The following is a 17,654-nucleotide window of genomic DNA, read 5'->3' as shown; positions in this document are numbered from 1 at the left end:
GTTGCCTCAAAAATATAACGCGGGGTGGAGCAGCCCGGTAGCTCGTCAGGCTCATAACCTGAAGGCCGCAGGTTCAAATCCTGCCCCCGCAACCACCGATACCAACAAAACCCGTCGCACTAGCGGCGGGTTTTGTTGTTTTTGATGCCTTTCCAACAGCTTGCCGTTCCGTCCACGCCAGAATCCGTCCTAGTTCGTCGTAAAGGGCACGGGTATCCGAATACTCTTCTTCGGGAACTCTATTCTGATGAGGTCAGGAACAGAGAGAAGTTCGACATGCTTTAGACGGTCGTCGCGCCGTATCATTTTAAAAACACTTTGTTCACTGTTTCGTTATTTCAGTGATCGCGCGGATACGTAATGTTCTGAAAAATATAGATATTTTAATGCCGTATTTGTGACATCTTCGATGCGGGCGGTCCTCAGTCGATTGTGGACTTTGTTTTCCATGAGCGCTAATTGCTGGGAATATCCCTGTTTCGGGACGCTTTCCTGCCGCCCGAATGCAGGCAAAAAGGAAAGACAAAATCATGGAAACATCACAAGGAAAGCTTTCCGCGCTGGCCAAAGTCTGGCTGTGGCTGCTCGGCATCGTGCTGGTGGCCGCTGCGCTGTTTTTCGTCATTGGCGGCGGAAAGCTGATTACGCTCGGCGGAAGCTGGTACTTCCTGATTGCGGGCATCGTGCTTCTGCTGGCCGCGATCCAGTTTTTCAGGCAGCGGCCCGCCGGTGTCTGGCTTTATCTCATTGCCTTTGCCGGAACGATCGTCTGGTCTCTGTTTGATGTCGGCCTCGATTACTGGGGCCTGATCTCCCGCCTTCTGGCGATGACCTTCGGCGCGTTTGTCATCACGGCCTCGCTGCCGCTGCTCAACAAGGCCGCCGGGCGCTCTGCCGCAACGGGCAAGAGCCTCGCGGCCGCCGCCGTTTTCCTGGTGGCCGGCATTGCCGGCTTCGGCTCGATGTTCAGCATCCATCCGGAAGTTACAAGCGCCGAACCTGCTGCAAGCCGCGTCGCCGTTACCCCGGCCGACGAGCAGAAGGACTGGTCACATTACGGCAATACGGCCGGCAACAGCCGTTTTGCAGCGCTTGACCAGATCAATGTCGATAATGTCGACGAGCTTGAGGTGGCCTGGACCTATCACACCGGCGATATTCCGATGTCGACCGGCTCGGGCGCTGAAGACCAGCTGACGCCGCTTCAGGTTGGCGACAAGGTTTATCTGTGCACCGCCAAGAACAATGTGATTGCCCTTGATGCGGATACCGGCAAGGAAGTCTGGCGTCACGACGTCAACGCCAATGTCGGCGGCGTTTGGGAACGTTGCCGCGGTCTTGCCTATTTCGATGCGACCCAGCCTGTCGTTCAGCCGACCGTCGAAGGTTCGACACCGGTTCAGCCGGCAAATCTGCCGGAAGATGCGCTATGCGCGACCCGCATCATCATGAACTCGATCGATGCCAATCTTTATGAATTCGACGCCGAAACCGGCGAAACCTGCACCGACTTCGGCGCCAATGGCGTCGTCGACCTGAAGGCCGGCATGGGGCCGCTCGGCAACAAGGCCTATTACACCATGACCTCGGCGCCGACCATGGCGGGCACGACCATCGTGCTTGGCGGTCGCGTTGCCGACAATGTTCAGGTGGACATGCCCGGCGGCGTTCTGCGCGGTTTCGATGTTCTGACCGGCGAACAGCGCTGGGCCTTCGACACCGGCTCGGCCACCCCGAATGCGCCGCTTGCCGATGGCGAGAACTATACCCGTTCGTCGGCCAATAACTGGGCCGGCAGCGCCTATGATGCTGCGTCCAACACGGTCTATCTGCCGCTTGGCTCGCCCTCGGTCGACCTCTACGGCGTCACCCGCTCCGACATCGACCACAAATACGGTGCCTCCGTTCTGGCGCTCGATGCCACCACGGGACAGGAAAAATGGCACTTCCAGACGGTTCATAATGACCTCTGGGACTTCGACCTGCCCATGGCCCCGTCGCTGATCGACTTCCCGGAAGCCGATGGCACAAAGGTCCCCGCTCTCGTGATCGGCACCAAGTCCGGTCAGCTTTATGTGCTTGACCGCTACACCGGCGAGCCGCTGACCGAGGTTGAGGAACGGCCCGTCAAGGCGGCGAATATCCCGAACGAGCCCTATGCGCTGACGCAGCCGGTTTCGGTCGGCATGCCGCAGATCGGCAACCAGCTGCTGCACGAATCCGACATGTGGGGCGCCACGCCTTTCGATCAGCTTTTGTGCCGCATCTCCTTCAAGTCGATGCGTTATGAAGGGCTTTACACCGCGCCGGGCACCGACCTTTCGCTCAGCTTCCCGGGGTCTCTCGGCGGCATGAACTGGGGCGGTCTTTCCACCGATCCGAACAACGATCTCATCTTCGTCAACGACATGCGCCTTGGCCTGTGGGTTCAGATGTTCCCGCAGCAAGAGAACGCGACGCTGTCCGACGGCGGCGAATCGCCGAATGCCGGCATGGGCGAGGTTCCGCTCGGCGGCACGCCTTATGCCGTCGTCAAGGACCGTTTCCTGTCGCAGCTCGGCATTCCCTGCCAGGAGCCGCCCTTCGGCACGCTGTCGGCCATCGACATGAAGACCCAGAAGGTCGTCTGGCAGGTTCCGGTCGGCACGGTTCAGGATACCGGCCCGCTCGGCATCCGGATGGGCCTGCCTCTCCCGGTCGGCATGCCGACGCTTGGCGGTTCGCTCGTCACCCAGGGCGGTCTGGTCTTCTTCGCCGGCACGCAGGATTTCTATCTGCGCGCCTGGGATGAGGCCACCGGCAAGGAAATCTGGAAGTCGCGTCTGCCCGTTGGCAGCCAGGGCGGCCCGATGACCTACAAATCGCCCAAGACCGGCAAGCAATATGTCGTGATCTCGGCCGGCGGCGCCCGCCAGTCCACGGACAGGGGCGATTATGTGATCGCCTATGCCCTGCCGGATCAGAGCTGATCGACCCGACACCGGCCTCCCCGTTTCGGCGGGGAGGTCTTAAGGTATAATCACCATGATCACGGAAAACGACAGCGGAAAGCAGGAAAAACCCGCTGGCCTGCTTCACAGCCTGCGGGGCGAGGTTCTTGACCTCGGCGAAGGCGTTGTCGAAGCGGCAAGATGGGTCGCGGCAAGGCCGTTGCATGTCTGGCTGCGCGCCGGCGTTCTCATTGCCGCCTGGTTCCTGTGGTCGCTCACCGCCCAGCATCTGCCGCGCGGTTTCTTTGCCACCCCGTCCGAAACCGCTCGCGCGCTTGCCGAAATGCTGCAGGATTTCCGTCAGCTTTATCTGCGCGCCACGGTCAACACGCTTTATGTCTACTGGACCGGCCTTCTGTTTTCCGCCCTGATCGGCATTCCGCTGGGATTGTTTCTCGCTGCCGTGCCGCTGATGGGCCGCACCTTAACCCCTTATGTCAACGCGCTCGCGGCGACGCCGCTGATTGCCCTGATGCCGATGGTCATCCTGATCTTCGGTCTCGGCGACGGCTCGAAAATCCTGATCGTCACCATGGGGGCCATCATGCCGGTGATCATCAACAGCTATGCGGGCCTGCGCAATGCCGATCCGAAGCTGGATGAAATGGCGCGCGCCTATGGCTTTTCCCGCATCAGCCTTTGGCGCCATGTGCGCCTGCCTGCCGCATTCCCGGTGGTCATGGCGGGGCTCAGGCTCGGCGCCACGACCGGGCTGGTGACGGCGGTCGTTGCCGACATCTATATGGCGATGACCGGGCTCGGCGCATTGCTGATTTCTTATGGCAACAGCTTTTTGATGGGAAATTACCTGATCGTCATGCTGACGCTCGCGATTATGGGCGTTGGCACAACCGCGCTTCTTTCCGCCGTTGAGCGCCTTTTGACGCCGAAACCGTCGCGCCGACGGCTTTATTCGTAAATTTCTGACCTCATTGGAAAAGATATGTTCCGCACACTCATTCTCGCAGCTCTGGGCGCGATCCTGCTTTCCGGCATTCCGGCCAAGGCCGATCCGTTCCGCATCATCGTCACCGAGACGGAGACCCCGCTGGTTCCCAATTCGCTGATCTATCTCGCCCGGCAGGAAGGCTTTTTCGAACGCGCCGGCGTCGATGTCACGCTGGTGCCGGTGCAGCAGACGCCGATGGCAATTGCCGCCCTTCAGGCCGGTGATGGCGATATGGCAAATATCTCGTTGTCATCGTTGATCAACCTTCATGCCCAGGGCGCATCCGACTTCGTTGCCGTCCACTCCTCCGACAAGGCGATCCCCTTCATCATTGCCGGGCGCGATGACGTGACGCTGAAGACCATGCCGGGCAAGCGCTTCGGTATCGGTCGGCCCAACAGTCTGGATGCCACCATGTCTGCCGCCGTTCTCGGCACCAAGGGCGTCAGTCTTGAGGCCATGACGCTGATGCCGCTCGGCCAGCCTGCGGTGCGCGGTCAGGCGCTGATGGCCGGTCGGGTCGATGCGACAACGCTTTCCATCGGCAGCTATCTGGCGCTGCCGGACACAAGCGACCTCCATATTCTGGTGGACGTAAAGGATTATTTCGATGCCGCGCCCGTGGTGACCAAGGTGGATGTGGTGCGTCGCCCGACCCTTGAGGCCCGCGCCGATGATCTGGAACGCGTGCTGGAAGCCCTGACGCTTGCCGCGCGTGACTTTGCGGAAAACCCCGTCCATTGGGTTGCCGCCATGGAAAAGGCCCGCCCCGATATCGCGCCGGAAACGTTTGAGGCGCTTTCAAAGGCTTATGCCGGCAGCTGGACCGTCAATGGCGGTTTCCAGAAGGACGAGTTGCTCTACGCCCAGACCTGGTATCAAAAGGGGGAGGCGACCAATACGGCCTATATCGTCGATCCGGCCAAGTGGATCGATTTTGCCCCGATGGACGCCGTGTTGAAGACAATCGGACCGTCAGATCTCGGAGACAGCATTTCACGCTGAAACAGATGAAAACCCTCGCCATCGACCATGTTTCGCTGAGCTACGGCCCGGAGCGCCCGGTTCTCTCCGATATCTCGCTTCCGGCAGACGACGCGCGGATGACGGTCATTCTGGGCCCTTCGGGCTGCGGCAAGACGAGCCTCTTGCGGGTTACGGCCGGGCTCATTGCTCCCGACAGCGGAACCGTCTTGATTGATGGCCGCCCGCCGGTCCCGGGCCGGGATACGGCGCTCCTGTTTCAGGATGCACGGCTTCTGCCCTGGCGCACGGCGCGGCAAAACCTCGCCATCGTGGTCGGATCGGGCAGGGCCGCGACGGTCGAGGCGCTTCTCGTCCGTGTCGGGCTTGAAGGGTCCGGCGATCTTTACCCGGAAGAACTGTCCGGCGGCATGCAGCAGCGCCTGGCGCTGGCGCGCGCGCTTGCAACGCCGGCCCCGCTTTTACTGATGGACGAGCCTTTTGCCAGTCTCGACGCACTGGCGCGCGAGGAAATGCAGGGCGAATTGCTGAGCGTGCTGGAGGAGGAGGCCGAACGCCGGGTCCTCTTCGTCACCCATTCCGTCGACGAGGCGCTGATCCTGGCCGATCGGATCGTTGTGATGCGCGCAACCCCCGGCCGCATTCACCAAACCGTCCACCCCGACCTCGGCCCGCCCGGAACGCCACGCCGCGACGCCCCCGCCTTTGCCGCGATCCGGCGTGACTTGGCAGATGCGCTGCACCGTGTCTGAGAGGCGTGTTGTCGGCTTCCGATTATGCTCTGCCGGTGCGATGCGAAAAACCTCAGTCCAAAAGACAAAATCTGTACCGTCTCTCCAAAAATAATCGACTGGCCCCAACACCGTTAACCTGCGCCGAAAGTTCCTTTCCCTTCCGGTTTCATTCTCAATTCTCACGAATGTTGAAGCTGTTCTTTCACGCTCGTGTCCCTGAGTCTTCGGCGCGGCGGTCGAGTTGTGCTGTCTGGCTCGGCTTGGACCAGAGCGTCTTGCCCTGGTCGGCTTCCACAGCGGCGCCGGCCTTGAGCATGGCTTCGATCGTGGCTTGCTCATAGCCGAGGCTTTTCAGGATTTCGCTTGTGCTCTGGCCGAGAAGGGGCGGGGCGTCGGCGCGGCCCTCTGAGTGCAGAAGGGGCGGGATCGGGAAGTCTGGGGAGGTGAAATCGTAGTCGCCCAAATCGAATGCGGAGAGCTTGTCATGAGCCTTTGCCTGCGGCGCTTCCAGCACCTTGTCGGCGGACAGGATTTCGGTGAAGCCGATGCCGTGGCTTGAGAGTTTTTTGGTCAAGGCCTCAAAATCATGTGCGGCGACCGCCCGGGTTACCATTTCTTCCACGCGCGGACGCGCGCGCCGGCGGTCGCGGAGGCCTTGAAGGGCAGGATCGGGGGGGATGTCTGTCGCTACACAGAAGCGGCGCCAGTGGTCATCGGTGAGCATGACGAGATAGATCCAGCGTTTGTCTTTGGTTTCGTATGCGCCGTAGCCGGGGATGCTGAATTCCGCCGAAGGCTCGGTTTCCGGTCGACCGAGAAGCTGCGACTTGAGCTGCACGCCGAGCAGGTCGCGCGCGGCGATGTGCAGCCCGGTCTCGTAAAGCCCGAGTTCGATATTGCGCTTGGCCGGATCGTTGGAGAGCAGCGCCGAGAGGACGGCGATCACGGCATAACAGCCGGCAAACTGATCGTGGTAGGACGGGCCGAGCCGGGACGGACGTCCGTCGACGCGGTTGGAAAACATCACGCCGGTCGCCGCCTCGGCAATCGGATTTGAGGCCACTTCCTCTTCAAGCGGTCCCGCGCCATATCCCTTGATGTGGCAGAAGATGATCTCGGGATTGCGTTGTGCGCAGTCTTTATAGGTCGCTCCGAGCTTGCGGGCCGCGGACGGGGAAAGATTGTGCACGATGATGTCGCAATCTTCGACCAGACGGTTGAAGACCGTTCGTCCCTGTTCCGACTGAAGATCGAGGCACAGGCTTTTCTTGCCGCGATTGAAGGCGAGGTAGCTGCCGCTGGGGCCGCCGCGCACCAGTTTGCGGGTGGTTTCGCCGGCGGGAGGCTCGATCTTGATCACCGTGGCGCCCATTTGCTGAAGGATGTGTGTGGCGAAAGGGGCGGCGATCATGCTGCCCAGTTCCAGAACCGTCTTGCCGGCCAATACCCCGTTGTTCATTCAATCCTCCCTGATTGCGAAGCCCGGAAAGGCGCTGGGCTTGGCTATAACTGTCAGGACCGCGACTTTTTGACAAGAATAAAATGCATTATTTTGTCGAATGCATGGAATTATCCGGATATCATCAACCCGAAGAAAAAGCCTGATCACCATGCGCCATACTACCCGAAGAACCTTCCCTGTCTCACGAGCGTCATCATCGGGCTTGACCCGAGGATCTAATCACATCGCCATAGGAATAGCGTCTCGATTTTTCTTAAATATTTGTTTTTAAGATGTTTTATGGAAGAACTGTTTATCGCGTCGAAGCGTAGTCAGGCCTTCGGGTCAAGCTCAGGGGAGACGAAAGAGTGTTTGGCAGGCTTTGTCGGCAGGCAGGTGGTTTCAATATTTTTACGAAGTCGATCTGCGTCGACAGTATCTCAAAATAAAATAAGATGCATTTTCTATTGACCTGCTCGGAGGGGCTGCGTATCGTCATGATGGAGGAGCGAAACATGTTTGGGAGGAGATCACATGTTTTCGAAACTGAGAAGGGTGGCCCCTGTGGCCGCCATTGGTACGCTATTGCTTGCCGCGGGGCCGCTGGCTGCCGCCGATGCCGGCATTGATGCCGAAAACAAGGTTGTCACCATCGGCGCTTTCACGCCGGTCACGGGGCCGGTGCCGTTCTACGCCACACTGACCCATGCAGCCGAGGCCTATTACAAGAACCTCAATGACAATGGCGGCATTGACGGCTGGACCGTCAATTACGTGACCAAGGACGATGGTTATGAGCCGGCGCGTTCGGTTGCCGTCACCCGGCAGATGGTCGAGGATGACGGTATCTTCGCGCTGTCTGCGCCAATCGGAACGGCAACCAATGTTGCCGTGCTGCCTTATGCGCGCGAGGTTGGTCTGCCGGTGGTCGGGCCGATTGGCGGCGCAAGCGCGTTTTTCGTCGAGCCGACCGTGTTCCCGCTTTTGCCGGATTATGGCTGGTCGGCGGCGTCCAATGTCGACTATGCGGTCAATACGCTCGGCCACAAGAAAATCGCGCTGCTCTGGGAAAATGATGAGCTCGGCAAGTCGGCCAAACGCGGTTTCGATGCCTATATGGCCGAACTCGGTCTTGAGCCGGTGGAGTCCATTCCCTTTGACGTGAAGACCACCAGTTTCAGCCCGCATATTCGCCGCGTCGCCAATTCCGGCGCGGAAGCCGTGATCCTGTTCGGCTCCAACGCCAACCTTGCCGCCGCGCTGAAAGCTGCGGACCTGCAGGGGCTCGATGTCGACTGGTTCGCGCCGTTCTTCACGGCCGACCCGTCGACCTTCAAGCTTGCCGGCGACCTTCTGGACGGCGTCTATTTCTCGTCCTGGCTGCTGCCGGTTAGTTCCGACGTGCCGGATATCGCCGCCTACCGGGATTCGATCAAGAAATACTATCCCGATGATCCGGTCGGCGTGTTCGGCCTCAATGGCTGGAGCAATGCGGCGATCTTCCACAAGGGGTTCGAGGCGCTTCTGGCTTCGGGTAACGACCTGACGCGGGAAAACCTGATCGCCGCGCTGGAAACGCTGAAGGATGCCGATGTCGGCGGTGCGAAAGGCGTCACCTTCGAGCCCGGCGATCATCGCGGCACCCGCCAGGAGGGTATCATCCAGGCCAAGGGCGACAGTTTCGATCTGGTGCAGCCGTTCCGGCCCTATCCGGCCGTCGTCTTCGACGCCAAGCCTGAGTAACGGCCTTCGCGCGCCGCGACAAAGCGCGGCGCGCAGTTCTTTTGAAATTGCATTCTTGAATGACGGGAGAAGACAGGGATGTCCCCGATACCAGTCAGCGCGCCCGCGCATATGAACGGAAAGATCGCTCTTGTAACCGGCGCCGCCGGCGGCATCGGTCGCGCCACGACGCTGGCGCTTGCCGAGGCGGGGGCGACGGTAATTGCCACCGATATCGCCGGGACAGCCGAATTCGATCATCCGGCCGTTCGCTATCGCCGCTATGATGTGACCTCGCGAGAAGAGACGGATGCTCTGGTCGCCGATATCCGGTCGGACCATGGACGCATCGATGCGCTTATCCTGTGCGCCGGTACGATCTCGCATCGTCCGCTCGGTAAAAGCACCGATGAGGAATGGCGCGCGATCCTTGACGTGAACCTGATGGGCGTCGTCAATCCGGTGCGGGCGGTGTTCCCGGTCATGGCCGAACAGGGCATGGGCAAGATGGTCGCGCTCGGTTCCATCGCCGCCAAGATCGGTGGCGTCGCTTCCGGCCCGTCCTATGTGGCGGCGAAATCGGCGGTCCATGGGCTGATGAAATGGGTTGCCAAGGCGGGGGCGTCCAAGGGCGTTTATGCCAGCATCATCGCGCCCGGCCCGGTGGAAACGCCGATGTGGGAGACCGTGACCCAGCGTGCCGCCCCTTCCGCCAACGGCAATGTGCCGCTCGGTCGTTTCGGCCAGCCGGAAGATATCGCCCAGGCGATCCTGTTCCTGTGCTCGCCCGCCTCCAACTGGATCACCGGCACCGTTCTGGATGTGAACGGCGGTATGTTGATGGATTGAGATCATGAGCAACAATGAGACAATCGGATTTATCGGGCTTGGCGTCATGGGCGGTCCCATGTGCCGCAACATTGCCCTGAAACATGACGGTGCGGTGCTGGCGTTCGATCTTTCCGACGACGCACTGAAGGCCGTCGAGGAAGCCGGCGCGCGGCGGGTCGGCTCGGTCGCGGCGCTGGCCGGTGAGGCCGACGTGATTTTCCTGTCGCTGCCCGGCGGGCCGCAGGTCGAGGCGGTGACCGGTGAGATTGCAAAGGCTTCCGGCCGGTGCGCGCTGGTCGTCGATCTTTCGACCACGCCGGTGGCGACGGCCCGCAAGGTTGCCGCCGATCTCGCAGCATACGGCATCGATTTTGCCGATGCGCCCGTCGCCCGCACCCGCGAGGCGGCGCAAAAAGGAGCGCTTGCCATCATGGTCGGCGCGTCCGATGCGGTTTACGCGCGTATCCGGCCGATGCTCGACTATATCGCGACCGACGTCACCCATGGCGGCGATGTCGGGGCGGGGCAGGTGCTGAAGCTGGTCAACAACATGCTGGTCTTCGCCAACACGGTGGCGCTCGCCGAGATGATGGTGCTCGGCGAAAAGGCGGGCGTTGCCCCCGATGTGCTGCTCGACGCAGTCTCCAAGGGCTCGGGCGACAGCTTCGTGCTGCGCAATCACGGGCTGAAGGCCATGCTGCCGCGCGCATTTCCCGACAAGGCATTCTCGCCGGAATATGTGCTGAAGGACATTTCTTATGTGTTCGAACTGGCGGAACAATCCGGCGTCGCGCTGCCGTCAGCCGATGCGGCGCGCCGCTATTATGAGGTCGCCACCACGACCGATCTGTCGGGGCGCTATTTCCCCGGCGTGATCGAACTGGTGGAGCGTGGCGTCATGGCCCGCGGCAAGGGAGGGAACGAATGAGCGACATTTTTCGCGATCTGTTTCCGCTGCTCTGGTCGGGGATGATCACCGGCTGCCTCTATGCGCTCGGCGCGCTGGGGCTGGTAATGATCTTCAAATCCTCGCGCGTGGTCAATTTCAGCCATGGTAATGTCGCCGGCTTCGCCGCCTTTCTGATCTACGGTTTTTCCAGCGGCGCGCTGATGCAGTTGAGCTGGGGCGCGGCGGTGCTGCTTGCCATTCTGGCGGTCATCGCCATTGCCTGCCTCACCTATGCGGTGATTGCGCCGCTGGTGTTTGAAAGCGATCTCACCGCCACCATCGCGACGCTCGGCATCGGCCTTATCGCGCAGGGCGCAACGCTGCTGATCTTCGGGGCGGATATCGTCAGCCTCGATCTGCCGGTGCCGCGTTTCGGCATGTCGGTGCTCGGGCTTTTCATCACCGGCTATGACCTGACTGTGCTTGCGGTCGCCATCGTCACTATCGCGCTTTTGTTTTTCGTCGTCGACTTCACGAAACTCGGTGTGGCCTTCCGGGCGATTTCGATCAATCCGTTCGCGGCGGAGGTCTGCGGCCTCAATCTGCGCTCGATCCACCTGTTTTCCTGGATCGTCGCGGCGGTGCTTGGCGTCGTCGGCGCGCTTCTGATCGTGCCGACCACGTTTCTGAGCGTCACCACGGTCGCCTCCTTCATGCTACAGGCGTTCGCCGCCGCCGTCATCGGTGGCTTTGCCAGCCTGCCGGGTGCACTCGTCGGCGGCATCCTCATCGGCGTGTTGATGAACCTTTTCACCTTCTATGTCTCGCCGGAGTTTTCCAGCACCTTCCTGCTGGGGGTTATCCTTCTGGCGCTGAACATCTTTCCCAACGGCATTCTGGCCCGCGTAGGAGGCAGCCGTGTCTGATCACCCCGCAAGCCTGCAAAACGATCGTATCCTGCCGGCCCGCCTTTCCGGCGTGTCGCGGGGCGATGCGGCGAATGTCGCGCTGGTCGCGGTGCTGCTGGTTCTGCCCTTCCTGCTCGGCGGGTCGTGGGTGTTTGCGCTCGGCCTGTGCTTTGCCAATGCCATCGGCGTGCTGTCGGTTTCCGTGCTGGTCCGCTATGGCGGCGAGGTCTCGATCGGCCATACGTTCTTTGCCGCCGTCGGCGCTTATTCCGTTGCCGTGCTGGATACGCGCTACGGCCTTTCGGTGCTCGTCAGCCTGCCGCTGGCGTTGGCGCTTGGCGTTGTCAGCGGCATTGCCTTTGCCTGGCCCTCGCGCAAGCTGTCGGGCATCTATCTGGCGGTCTCGACCATGGCGCTGGCGCTCGCCGTGCCGGAACTGATCAACAATATGGACGGGCTGACCGGCGGCTATGAAGGGCTTTATGTGGCGACCCCGGTCATTCCCGGCCTGCCGATGGGATTGCAGCGTTATTATGTGGCTCTTCTGGTGCTTGCGGCTGCTGTCTATGGCGTGTCGCGGCTTCGCCATTCACGTCAGGGGCTGGTCCTGCTGCTGTCGAAATCGCACCCGGCGGCGGCCGATGCCTTCGGCACGCGCCAGGTCTGGGCGCGGGTCGCCGTCATGGGCATCAGCGGCGGCATTGCCGCACTTTGCGGCGCCATGCTCGGCTTTGCCGGATCGACGGTCAGCCCCAGCGGTTTCACCTTCTGGTCGGCGATCTTCCTTCTGGTCGGCTCGGTCGTCAGCTTTTACGGCCTCAGCCTGCCGCGCGCGCTGCTGGGCGGTGCATTTTTGACGCTTGTGCCGCAATTCCTGTCATCCTCGGGGGCATGGATACCGGTGCTCTACGGCGTTGCCCTGTTGTCGATGATCCTCGCCGGCCACTATCTGCCGCGCCTTCGCGCAATCATGGCCCAGCGAAAGGGAGATGACTGATGGATGTGGCAAACAAGGCGTTGCGCGGTGACGGCATCTCGCTGTCCTTTGGTGGCATCAATGTCCTCAAGGATCTCGATGTCGAGTTCCGCGCCGGCGAGATCACCGGACTGATCGGCCCCAATGGTGCTGGAAAAACCAGCCTGTTCAATTGCATGACCGGCGCTTACCGGCCGCAGGGCGGCGCGATCACCTATGCCGGGCAGAGCCTCGATGGCCTGCCGCCGGCGGCACGCGCCGGCAAGGGCATCGTGCGCAGCTTCCAGCATGTGGCGCTGAGCCCCGACCTGACCGTGCTTGAAAACGTCATGGTCGGCGTTGCCCGCAATTATCACGCCGGCTGGGCCCATGCCTTCCTGCCGACGGCGCGCGGGCGCAATGAAATGGCAGCCATGCGCGAGGCCGCGATGGCCGCGCTTGCCGAACTCGGCCTGACACAGGCGGTGGACAAGATGCCGTCGCAACTGCCGCCCGGCATGTTGCGTCTTGTCGAGATTGCCCGCGCGATTGTCGGCAAGCCGGATGTGCTGTTGCTGGACGAGCCGGCGGCGGGCCTGAACAATTCGGAGACCCGCGATCTGATGCGCAGCCTCAAGCGGCTGGTTTCGCCCGATCTCGTCATGGTCGTGGTGGAGCACGACATGGACCTCGTGATGTCGATCTGCGACCGGATCTACGTGATGAATTTCGGCGCGCTCGTCACCTGCGGCGCGCCGGCCGAGGTGCGCGAAAACGAGGATGTGATCCGTATCTATCTGGGGAGCGATGATGACTGATCTTCTGACCATATCGGGCCTCTCCGTGTTCTATGGCGCGAGCGCCCAGGCGGTGGACGATGTTTCGTTTTCCGTGCCCTCCGGTTCGGTCGTCGCGCTTCTGGGCGCAAACGGCGCGGGCAAGACCTCGATCATGAAGGCGATTGCCGGGCTGATCCCGGCGGAAGGGCGGCAGGTCTTCGAAGGCGAGGACGTATCAGGGCTTGCCGCGCGCGAAAGGGTCAGGCGCGGCATTGTCTATGTGCCGGAAGGTCGCGAAATCGTCGGCGACATGACGGTGCGCGAAAACCTGACGCTGGGCGGCTATCACCTGGGCGGCCGGGAGCGGAAATCGCGCGCCGGGATGGTGCTGGACCTGTTTCCCGAAATCGCCAACAAGGCCGACCGGCACGCATGGCGGCTTTCCGGCGGCGAACAGCAGATGCTGGCAATCGGCAGGGGCCTGATGGCAAAGCCGCGGCTGCTGCTGCTCGACGAGCCTTCGCTTGGGCTTGCGCCGATGCTGGTCCGGCGGGTGTTCGACCGGCTGGGCGCGTTTCGCAGCGAAAGCGATCTGGCGATTGTGCTGGTCGAGCAGAACCTGGCGATGACGATGCGCATCTGTGACGAACTGCATTTCCTGCGCGGCGGACAGCTTGTCGGCCACCGCACCGCCGAGGAACTGAGCGACAGCGCCGCCCGCCAGGAAGCCATCGACGCCTATCTCGGCGCCGCATCGGCCGCGTGAGGAGGAAGGGATGAGCGAAACAGTCTGGAAGGTTTACGGCATCCGCCACGCCATCAATCCGACCCGGACGCGGGGGCAGAATTTCATTCTCGAAAGCGACCCGGCCGGCGCGCTGCCGCTCGACTTCTATTCATGGCTGCTGGTGAGCGATGACCGCGTCATCGTTGTCGATACCGGCATGGACCCGGCGAAAGCGAAAAAGCACGGCCACACCCATGTGCTGAGCCCGGTAGACGCGCTTTCAAGGCTGGGCGTTTCGGCGCGCGAGGCCGATACCGTCATTCTGACCCATGCCCATTATGATCATCTGGGCTTTCTGGACGCGTTCGAAAACGCGCATTTCTTCATGCAGGCCGAGGAAATGGCCTATGTCACCGGCCCGTGGATGGAAAAATGGTGGTTTCGCCGGGCCTATGAGCCGGATGAGATCAATCGGCTGGTCAACCTGCTGCATGGCGGCCGGCTCACCCTGCACGGGCGCGAAAGCGAGATCGTCGACGGCGTGACGGTGCACTGGGTCGGCGGCCATTGCGCGGGGCAGGAAATCGTGCGGGTGCGAACCGCGCGCGGCCATGTGGTTCTCGCCTCCGATGCGCTCCATTACTACGAGGAATATGAGCGCGGCGTGCCCTTTGCCGTGGTGTTCAATTCCTCCGACATGATCGCCGCGCACGATACCATCCGCGCCCTTGCCGACAGCGATGACCATGTTTTGCCGGCGCATGATCCGCGGCTGGCCGAGATTTATCCCCGGCATGAGGGCGAGGAGCATATTCTTCGTCTGGATGCCGCACCAAAAGCTTGGAGCAATCCGTGAAATATTGCATTATCCCGGTGAAGCACTGGTATAGTGGTTCGCGAAATTTCATGGAAGGTCAATACGTTGAAGCATCAGACCAAGGAAGAGCAGGTCGCGGACTATCTCAGAGAAGGCATTATTTCCGGCAAATTTCCGCGCGGGTCGAAGCTGAAACAGGCCGAAATCGCCGAGAGCATCGGCATGAGCATCACGCCGGTGCGCGAGGCGCTGAAGCTGCTGGCGGCGGAAGGCTTCATCCTTGGCACCTCGCATCGCGGCGCGACGGTCGCGCCCTTCGATATCAATGCGACGGAGGAGATCGTCGATCTGCGCGTGACGCTGGAATCGAAACTGGCGCTGCGCGCCATGGAACGGCTGACCGCGCAACAGGTCGAGGAGCTGCGCGACCTTCAGACGCAACTGGAGGCGGCCGCCACGCGCGACGACAAGGACGCGGTGCGCTCCATCAATTACCGTTTTCACGAGGTGCTCTATTCCGCCGCCGGCCTGCCGCAGACGCTGCGTTTCGTCCGGGCGCTTTGGGCGCGCTACCCCTTCGACCTGATCAACAGGCTGGAAAACCGGATCGACCGCGCCTCGAAGGAGCACCTCGAGATGCTGGGTGCAATCCTGTCGCGCGACGAAGGCGCGATGCTGACGGCATTGCGCAGCCATATCCGCGCCGGCTGGGACGAATTCAAGGCCAGCTATACCGGCTAGGACGCCTTGAAGCGTGTTCCGGTCGGCCTGCCAAAACCGGAATATCGCAGAAAGGAGACCGAAATGCCCGCCGATAGCATTCTGCTTGTCATGGACATGCTCAACGACCTCGTTCATCCCCACGGGATGGGCGCGAAATCCTATGTTCCGCAATGCCAGGAGCGGGGCGTCTACACCAATACGGAGCTTGCCATCCGCCGGGCGCGCGCAGCCGGGGTGATGGTCGGCTATGTCCGCGTCGGTTTTTCGCCCAGTTATGCGGAATGCCCGCCCACCTCCCCGGTCTTTGGCAAGGCGCGCGACGCCGGGGTTTTCAAGCTCGGCAGCTGGGGCACGGAAGTCTATTCGGACTTTGCGCCGCAGGAGGGCGACCCGGATATCATCAAGCACCGGGTCAGCCCGTTTTACGCCACCAAGCTGGAGCCGCTGTTGCGCGCGCAGGGCATCAGGCGGCTGATCCTGTGCGGGGTTTCCACCAATGGCGTGGTCTCTGCCGCCGTGCGCGAGGGCCATGATCGCGATTACCAGTGCGTCGTGCTGGAGGATTGCTGCGCCGGGGCGAGCACGGAGGAACATGACTTCGCGCTGGCCGGCTTGCGCCGCTATGCGGAGATCACGACCGCTTCGGATTTTGCGCTGTCATAAAATGCATTTTAATGGGGCGTGGCACAGCTAATTGTGCCCAATCTTGTGCATTTTATCGCCATATCGGCCGAATAGAGCAATAAAAATGCATTATTTTCTGGAAATCGATTGACCAAAGAAAATAAAATGCATTAACTGAGGTCAGCAAACGAAGCTTGAAGATGGTGCGGGGAGCGCCGTCCGGGCATCTTGAGAGGAGACTGACACGTGACCATGGCTGACACCAAGGAACAGACCAACAAGGCCGTCGGCGGCGCGCCGGCGGAAGGGCTGATCACGGACGAGGCGGTTGCCGCCGCGCGCAACATGATCGGCCTGCAGCTGCGACCGGAAGGGCCCTATCTGCAGGACGCCACCACGGATACGCTGCGCAACTGGTGCAACGGCATCGGCGATCTGAACCCGCTCTATCGCGAGCAGGAATATGGCCGCAATTCGCGCTATGGCGGGCAGGTGGGCCATCCGATGTTCCCCATGGCCTTCGGCTGGGTCGGCCGCACCCGCTGGGGCCTGCCGGGCGTTCATGGCTTTTACGCTGGCAATGACTGGGAACTGTTCCGCCATATCCGTCCCGGCGACCGCATCAGTGCCATCGAGCGCGTTGTCGGCGTCGAGGAAAAGCAGAGCAAGTTCTCCGGGCGTCTGGTGCTGCAATATGTCGAGGCGAGCTATTCCAACCAGCGCGGCGAGCTTGTCGCCCGCGCGCTCGGCACCTGCACCCGCCACGAGCGCAAGGCCGCCCGCGATGCCGGCAAGTACAAGGATATCAAGACCCACGAATACACGGCTGACGAATATGAGGCGCTCGATGACGCGATCATGCGCGAGCCGGAACGCATTCGCGGCGCCAATGTGCGCTACTTCGAAGACGTGACTGAAGGCGAAAGCCTCGACCCGATCGTGCGCGGCCCGCTTTCGCTGATGGACACGATGGGCTTCCTCGTCGGCTGCGGTCGCGGCCACACCCATGGCGTGGTGTTCCAGGCGGCGATGAAGCATCCGGGCCACTTCTTCCGCAATCCCGAAGCCGGCGGCGGCATCGAATATACCGGCATCGGCCACCATCGCGAGAGCACGGCCAAGGAGGTCGGTGTGCCCGGCGTCTATGACTACGGCCCGCAGCGGTCTTCGTGGATGGCATCGCTGGTGACCAATTGGATGGGCGACGCAGCCTTCCTCAAGCGGGTGCGCACCGAAATGCGCCGCTTCAACACCATGGGCGACAGCACATGGTGCAAGGGCAAGGTATCGCGCAAATACGTCAAGGATGGCCATGCGCTCGTCGATCTGGAGATCTGGGGCGAAAACCAGCGCGGCGAAGTGACAACGCCGGGCGTTGCGACGGTGATCCTGCCGAGCCGCGATCCCGAGCTTAGAGTGTTCTTCGACGGTTCCGCGCTCGATCTCGAGCTTCCCGTCGTGCGCTGAGAATGAAGCGGTTTCGCCGGGCCCGGGAGAGCGGGCACCGGCGAAACACAATCGAAATGCCGGAGCATTCCCGCCTTTCGCTGGAAAGCAGGAGCGCTCAGGGACTTGAGGAGG

16 protein-coding genes and 1 tRNA gene are annotated in these 17,654 nt (G+C 61.6%); 16 read left to right on the top strand and 1 reads right to left on the bottom strand.

Going from position 1 to position 17,654, the window contains the following annotated elements; all coding sequences use genetic code 11:
• Positions 1-18 precede the first annotated feature (18 nt).
• The 5 genes from ABID12_RS08905 (at position 19) to ABID12_RS08885 (ending at position 5,675) form a co-directional block, all read left to right on the top strand.
• A tRNA-Met gene (locus ABID12_RS08905) sits at positions 19-95 on the top strand.
• Between the two features lie 435 nt (positions 96-530).
• A complete protein-coding gene (locus ABID12_RS08900; protein ID WP_354433922.1) occupies positions 531-2,969 on the top strand; it encodes a membrane-bound PQQ-dependent dehydrogenase, glucose/quinate/shikimate family in 2,439 nt (812 codons plus the stop codon).
• Positions 2,970-3,024: 55 nt separating this feature from the next.
• The gene (locus ABID12_RS08895; protein ID WP_354433921.1) at positions 3,025-3,909 is read left to right on the top strand and encodes an ABC transporter permease; all 885 of its coding nucleotides are present in this window, start codon (positions 3,025-3,027) and stop codon (positions 3,907-3,909) included.
• 24 nt (positions 3,910-3,933) lie between these two features.
• Positions 3,934-4,944, top strand: coding sequence for an ABC transporter substrate-binding protein (locus tag ABID12_RS08890; protein WP_354433920.1), 1,011 nt, complete (start codon positions 3,934-3,936; stop codon positions 4,942-4,944).
• Positions 4,945-4,949: 5 nt separating this feature from the next.
• Complete coding sequence (locus ABID12_RS08885; protein WP_354433919.1) at positions 4,950-5,675, top strand: ABC transporter ATP-binding protein; 726 nt, start codon at positions 4,950-4,952, stop codon at positions 5,673-5,675.
• Positions 5,676-5,859: 184 nt separating this feature from the next.
• On the opposite strand, the gene ABID12_RS08880 is transcribed toward ABID12_RS08885, so the two are convergent.
• Entirely contained in the window at positions 5,860-7,116 is a 1,257-nt protein-coding gene (locus ABID12_RS08880) for a CaiB/BaiF CoA transferase family protein (protein WP_354433918.1), read from the bottom strand.
• A 516-nt stretch (positions 7,117-7,632) separates the two neighbouring features.
• Between ABID12_RS08880 and ABID12_RS08875 the strand changes: the two genes are divergently transcribed.
• The 11 genes from ABID12_RS08875 (at position 7,633) to ABID12_RS08825 (ending at position 17,540) form a co-directional block, all read left to right on the top strand.
• On the top strand, positions 7,633-8,841 hold the full coding sequence (locus ABID12_RS08875; RefSeq protein ID WP_354433917.1) for an ABC transporter substrate-binding protein: 1,209 nt from the start codon (positions 7,633-7,635) through the stop codon (positions 8,839-8,841).
• A gap of 78 nt (positions 8,842-8,919) precedes the next feature.
• The gene (locus ABID12_RS08870) at positions 8,920-9,669 is read left to right on the top strand and encodes an SDR family NAD(P)-dependent oxidoreductase (protein ID WP_354433916.1); all 750 of its coding nucleotides are present in this window, start codon (positions 8,920-8,922) and stop codon (positions 9,667-9,669) included.
• A gap of 4 nt (positions 9,670-9,673) precedes the next feature.
• Positions 9,674-10,579 (top strand): NAD(P)-dependent oxidoreductase, encoded by a 906-nt coding sequence (locus ABID12_RS08865; protein ID WP_354433915.1) that lies wholly within the window; start codon positions 9,674-9,676, stop codon positions 10,577-10,579.
• Positions 10,576-11,466, top strand: coding sequence for a branched-chain amino acid ABC transporter permease (locus ABID12_RS08860; protein ID WP_319518550.1), 891 nt, complete (start codon positions 10,576-10,578; stop codon positions 11,464-11,466). Before ABID12_RS08865 ends, ABID12_RS08860 begins: the two co-directional genes overlap by 4 nt.
• Positions 11,459-12,445 carry a branched-chain amino acid ABC transporter permease gene (locus ABID12_RS08855; protein WP_354433914.1) on the top strand — a complete coding sequence of 329 codons (987 nt, stop codon included), beginning with the start codon at positions 11,459-11,461 and terminating at the stop codon, positions 12,443-12,445. The genes ABID12_RS08860 and ABID12_RS08855 overlap by 8 nt, the downstream gene beginning before the upstream one ends.
• Positions 12,445-13,221 carry an ABC transporter ATP-binding protein gene (locus ABID12_RS08850; RefSeq protein ID WP_354433913.1) on the top strand — a complete coding sequence of 259 codons (777 nt, stop codon included), beginning with the start codon at positions 12,445-12,447 and terminating at the stop codon, positions 13,219-13,221. Before ABID12_RS08855 ends, ABID12_RS08850 begins: the two co-directional genes overlap by 1 nt.
• The gene (locus ABID12_RS08845) at positions 13,214-13,948 is read left to right on the top strand and encodes an ABC transporter ATP-binding protein (protein WP_354433912.1); all 735 of its coding nucleotides are present in this window, start codon (positions 13,214-13,216) and stop codon (positions 13,946-13,948) included. Before ABID12_RS08850 ends, ABID12_RS08845 begins: the two co-directional genes overlap by 8 nt.
• Before the next feature lie 10 nt (positions 13,949-13,958).
• Positions 13,959-14,765 (top strand): N-acyl homoserine lactonase family protein, encoded by an 807-nt coding sequence (locus ABID12_RS08840; protein ID WP_354433911.1) that lies wholly within the window; start codon positions 13,959-13,961, stop codon positions 14,763-14,765.
• A gap of 66 nt (positions 14,766-14,831) precedes the next feature.
• Positions 14,832-15,467, top strand: coding sequence for a GntR family transcriptional regulator (locus ABID12_RS08835; RefSeq protein ID WP_354433910.1), 636 nt, complete (start codon positions 14,832-14,834; stop codon positions 15,465-15,467).
• Between the two features lie 63 nt (positions 15,468-15,530).
• Positions 15,531-16,112 (top strand): cysteine hydrolase family protein, encoded by a 582-nt coding sequence (locus tag ABID12_RS08830; RefSeq protein WP_354433909.1) that lies wholly within the window; start codon positions 15,531-15,533, stop codon positions 16,110-16,112.
• A gap of 213 nt (positions 16,113-16,325) precedes the next feature.
• Positions 16,326-17,540, top strand: a complete 1,215-nt coding sequence (locus ABID12_RS08825) for an FAS1-like dehydratase domain-containing protein (protein ID WP_354433936.1) — start codon at positions 16,326-16,328, stop codon at positions 17,538-17,540.
• The last annotated feature ends 114 nt before the right edge of the window (positions 17,541-17,654 follow it).

It is taken from the genome of Martelella mangrovi (assembly GCF_040545495.1).
GTDB classification, from domain to species: Bacteria; Pseudomonadota; Alphaproteobacteria; order Rhizobiales; family Rhizobiaceae; genus Martelella; species Martelella mangrovi.
Note: the sequence above shows the minus strand (reverse complement) of the source record. Positions and strands in the feature narration are given on the sequence as shown.

Excerpts from the sequence above, each read along its gene's own strand:
- ABID12_RS08860 (WP_319518550.1), top strand. The coding sequence starts at position 10,576 with ATGAGCGACATTTTTCGCGATCTGTTTCCGCTGCTCTGGTCGGGGATG.
- ABID12_RS08895 (WP_354433921.1), top strand. The coding sequence starts at position 3,025 with ATGATCACGGAAAACGACAGCGGAAAGCAGGAAAAACCCGCTGGCCTG.
- ABID12_RS08875 (WP_354433917.1), top strand. The coding sequence starts at position 7,633 with ATGTTTTCGAAACTGAGAAGGGTGGCCCCTGTGGCCGCCATTGGTACG.
- ABID12_RS08900 (WP_354433922.1), top strand. The coding sequence starts at position 531 with ATGGAAACATCACAAGGAAAGCTTTCCGCGCTGGCCAAAGTCTGGCTG.
- ABID12_RS08830 (WP_354433909.1), top strand. The coding sequence starts at position 15,531 with ATGCCCGCCGATAGCATTCTGCTTGTCATGGACATGCTCAACGACCTC.
- ABID12_RS08880 (WP_354433918.1), bottom strand. The coding sequence starts at position 7,116 with ATGAACAACGGGGTATTGGCCGGCAAGACGGTTCTGGAACTGGGCAGC.
- ABID12_RS08840 (WP_354433911.1), top strand. The coding sequence starts at position 13,959 with ATGAGCGAAACAGTCTGGAAGGTTTACGGCATCCGCCACGCCATCAAT.
- ABID12_RS08845 (WP_354433912.1), top strand. The coding sequence starts at position 13,214 with ATGACTGATCTTCTGACCATATCGGGCCTCTCCGTGTTCTATGGCGCG.
- ABID12_RS08870 (WP_354433916.1), top strand. The coding sequence starts at position 8,920 with ATGTCCCCGATACCAGTCAGCGCGCCCGCGCATATGAACGGAAAGATC.
- ABID12_RS08850 (WP_354433913.1), top strand. The coding sequence starts at position 12,445 with ATGGATGTGGCAAACAAGGCGTTGCGCGGTGACGGCATCTCGCTGTCC.
- ABID12_RS08825 (WP_354433936.1), top strand. The coding sequence starts at position 16,326 with ATGGCTGACACCAAGGAACAGACCAACAAGGCCGTCGGCGGCGCGCCG.
- ABID12_RS08890 (WP_354433920.1), top strand. The coding sequence starts at position 3,934 with ATGTTCCGCACACTCATTCTCGCAGCTCTGGGCGCGATCCTGCTTTCC.
- ABID12_RS08885 (WP_354433919.1), top strand. The coding sequence starts at position 4,950 with ATGAAAACCCTCGCCATCGACCATGTTTCGCTGAGCTACGGCCCGGAG.
- ABID12_RS08865 (WP_354433915.1), top strand. The coding sequence starts at position 9,674 with ATGAGCAACAATGAGACAATCGGATTTATCGGGCTTGGCGTCATGGGC.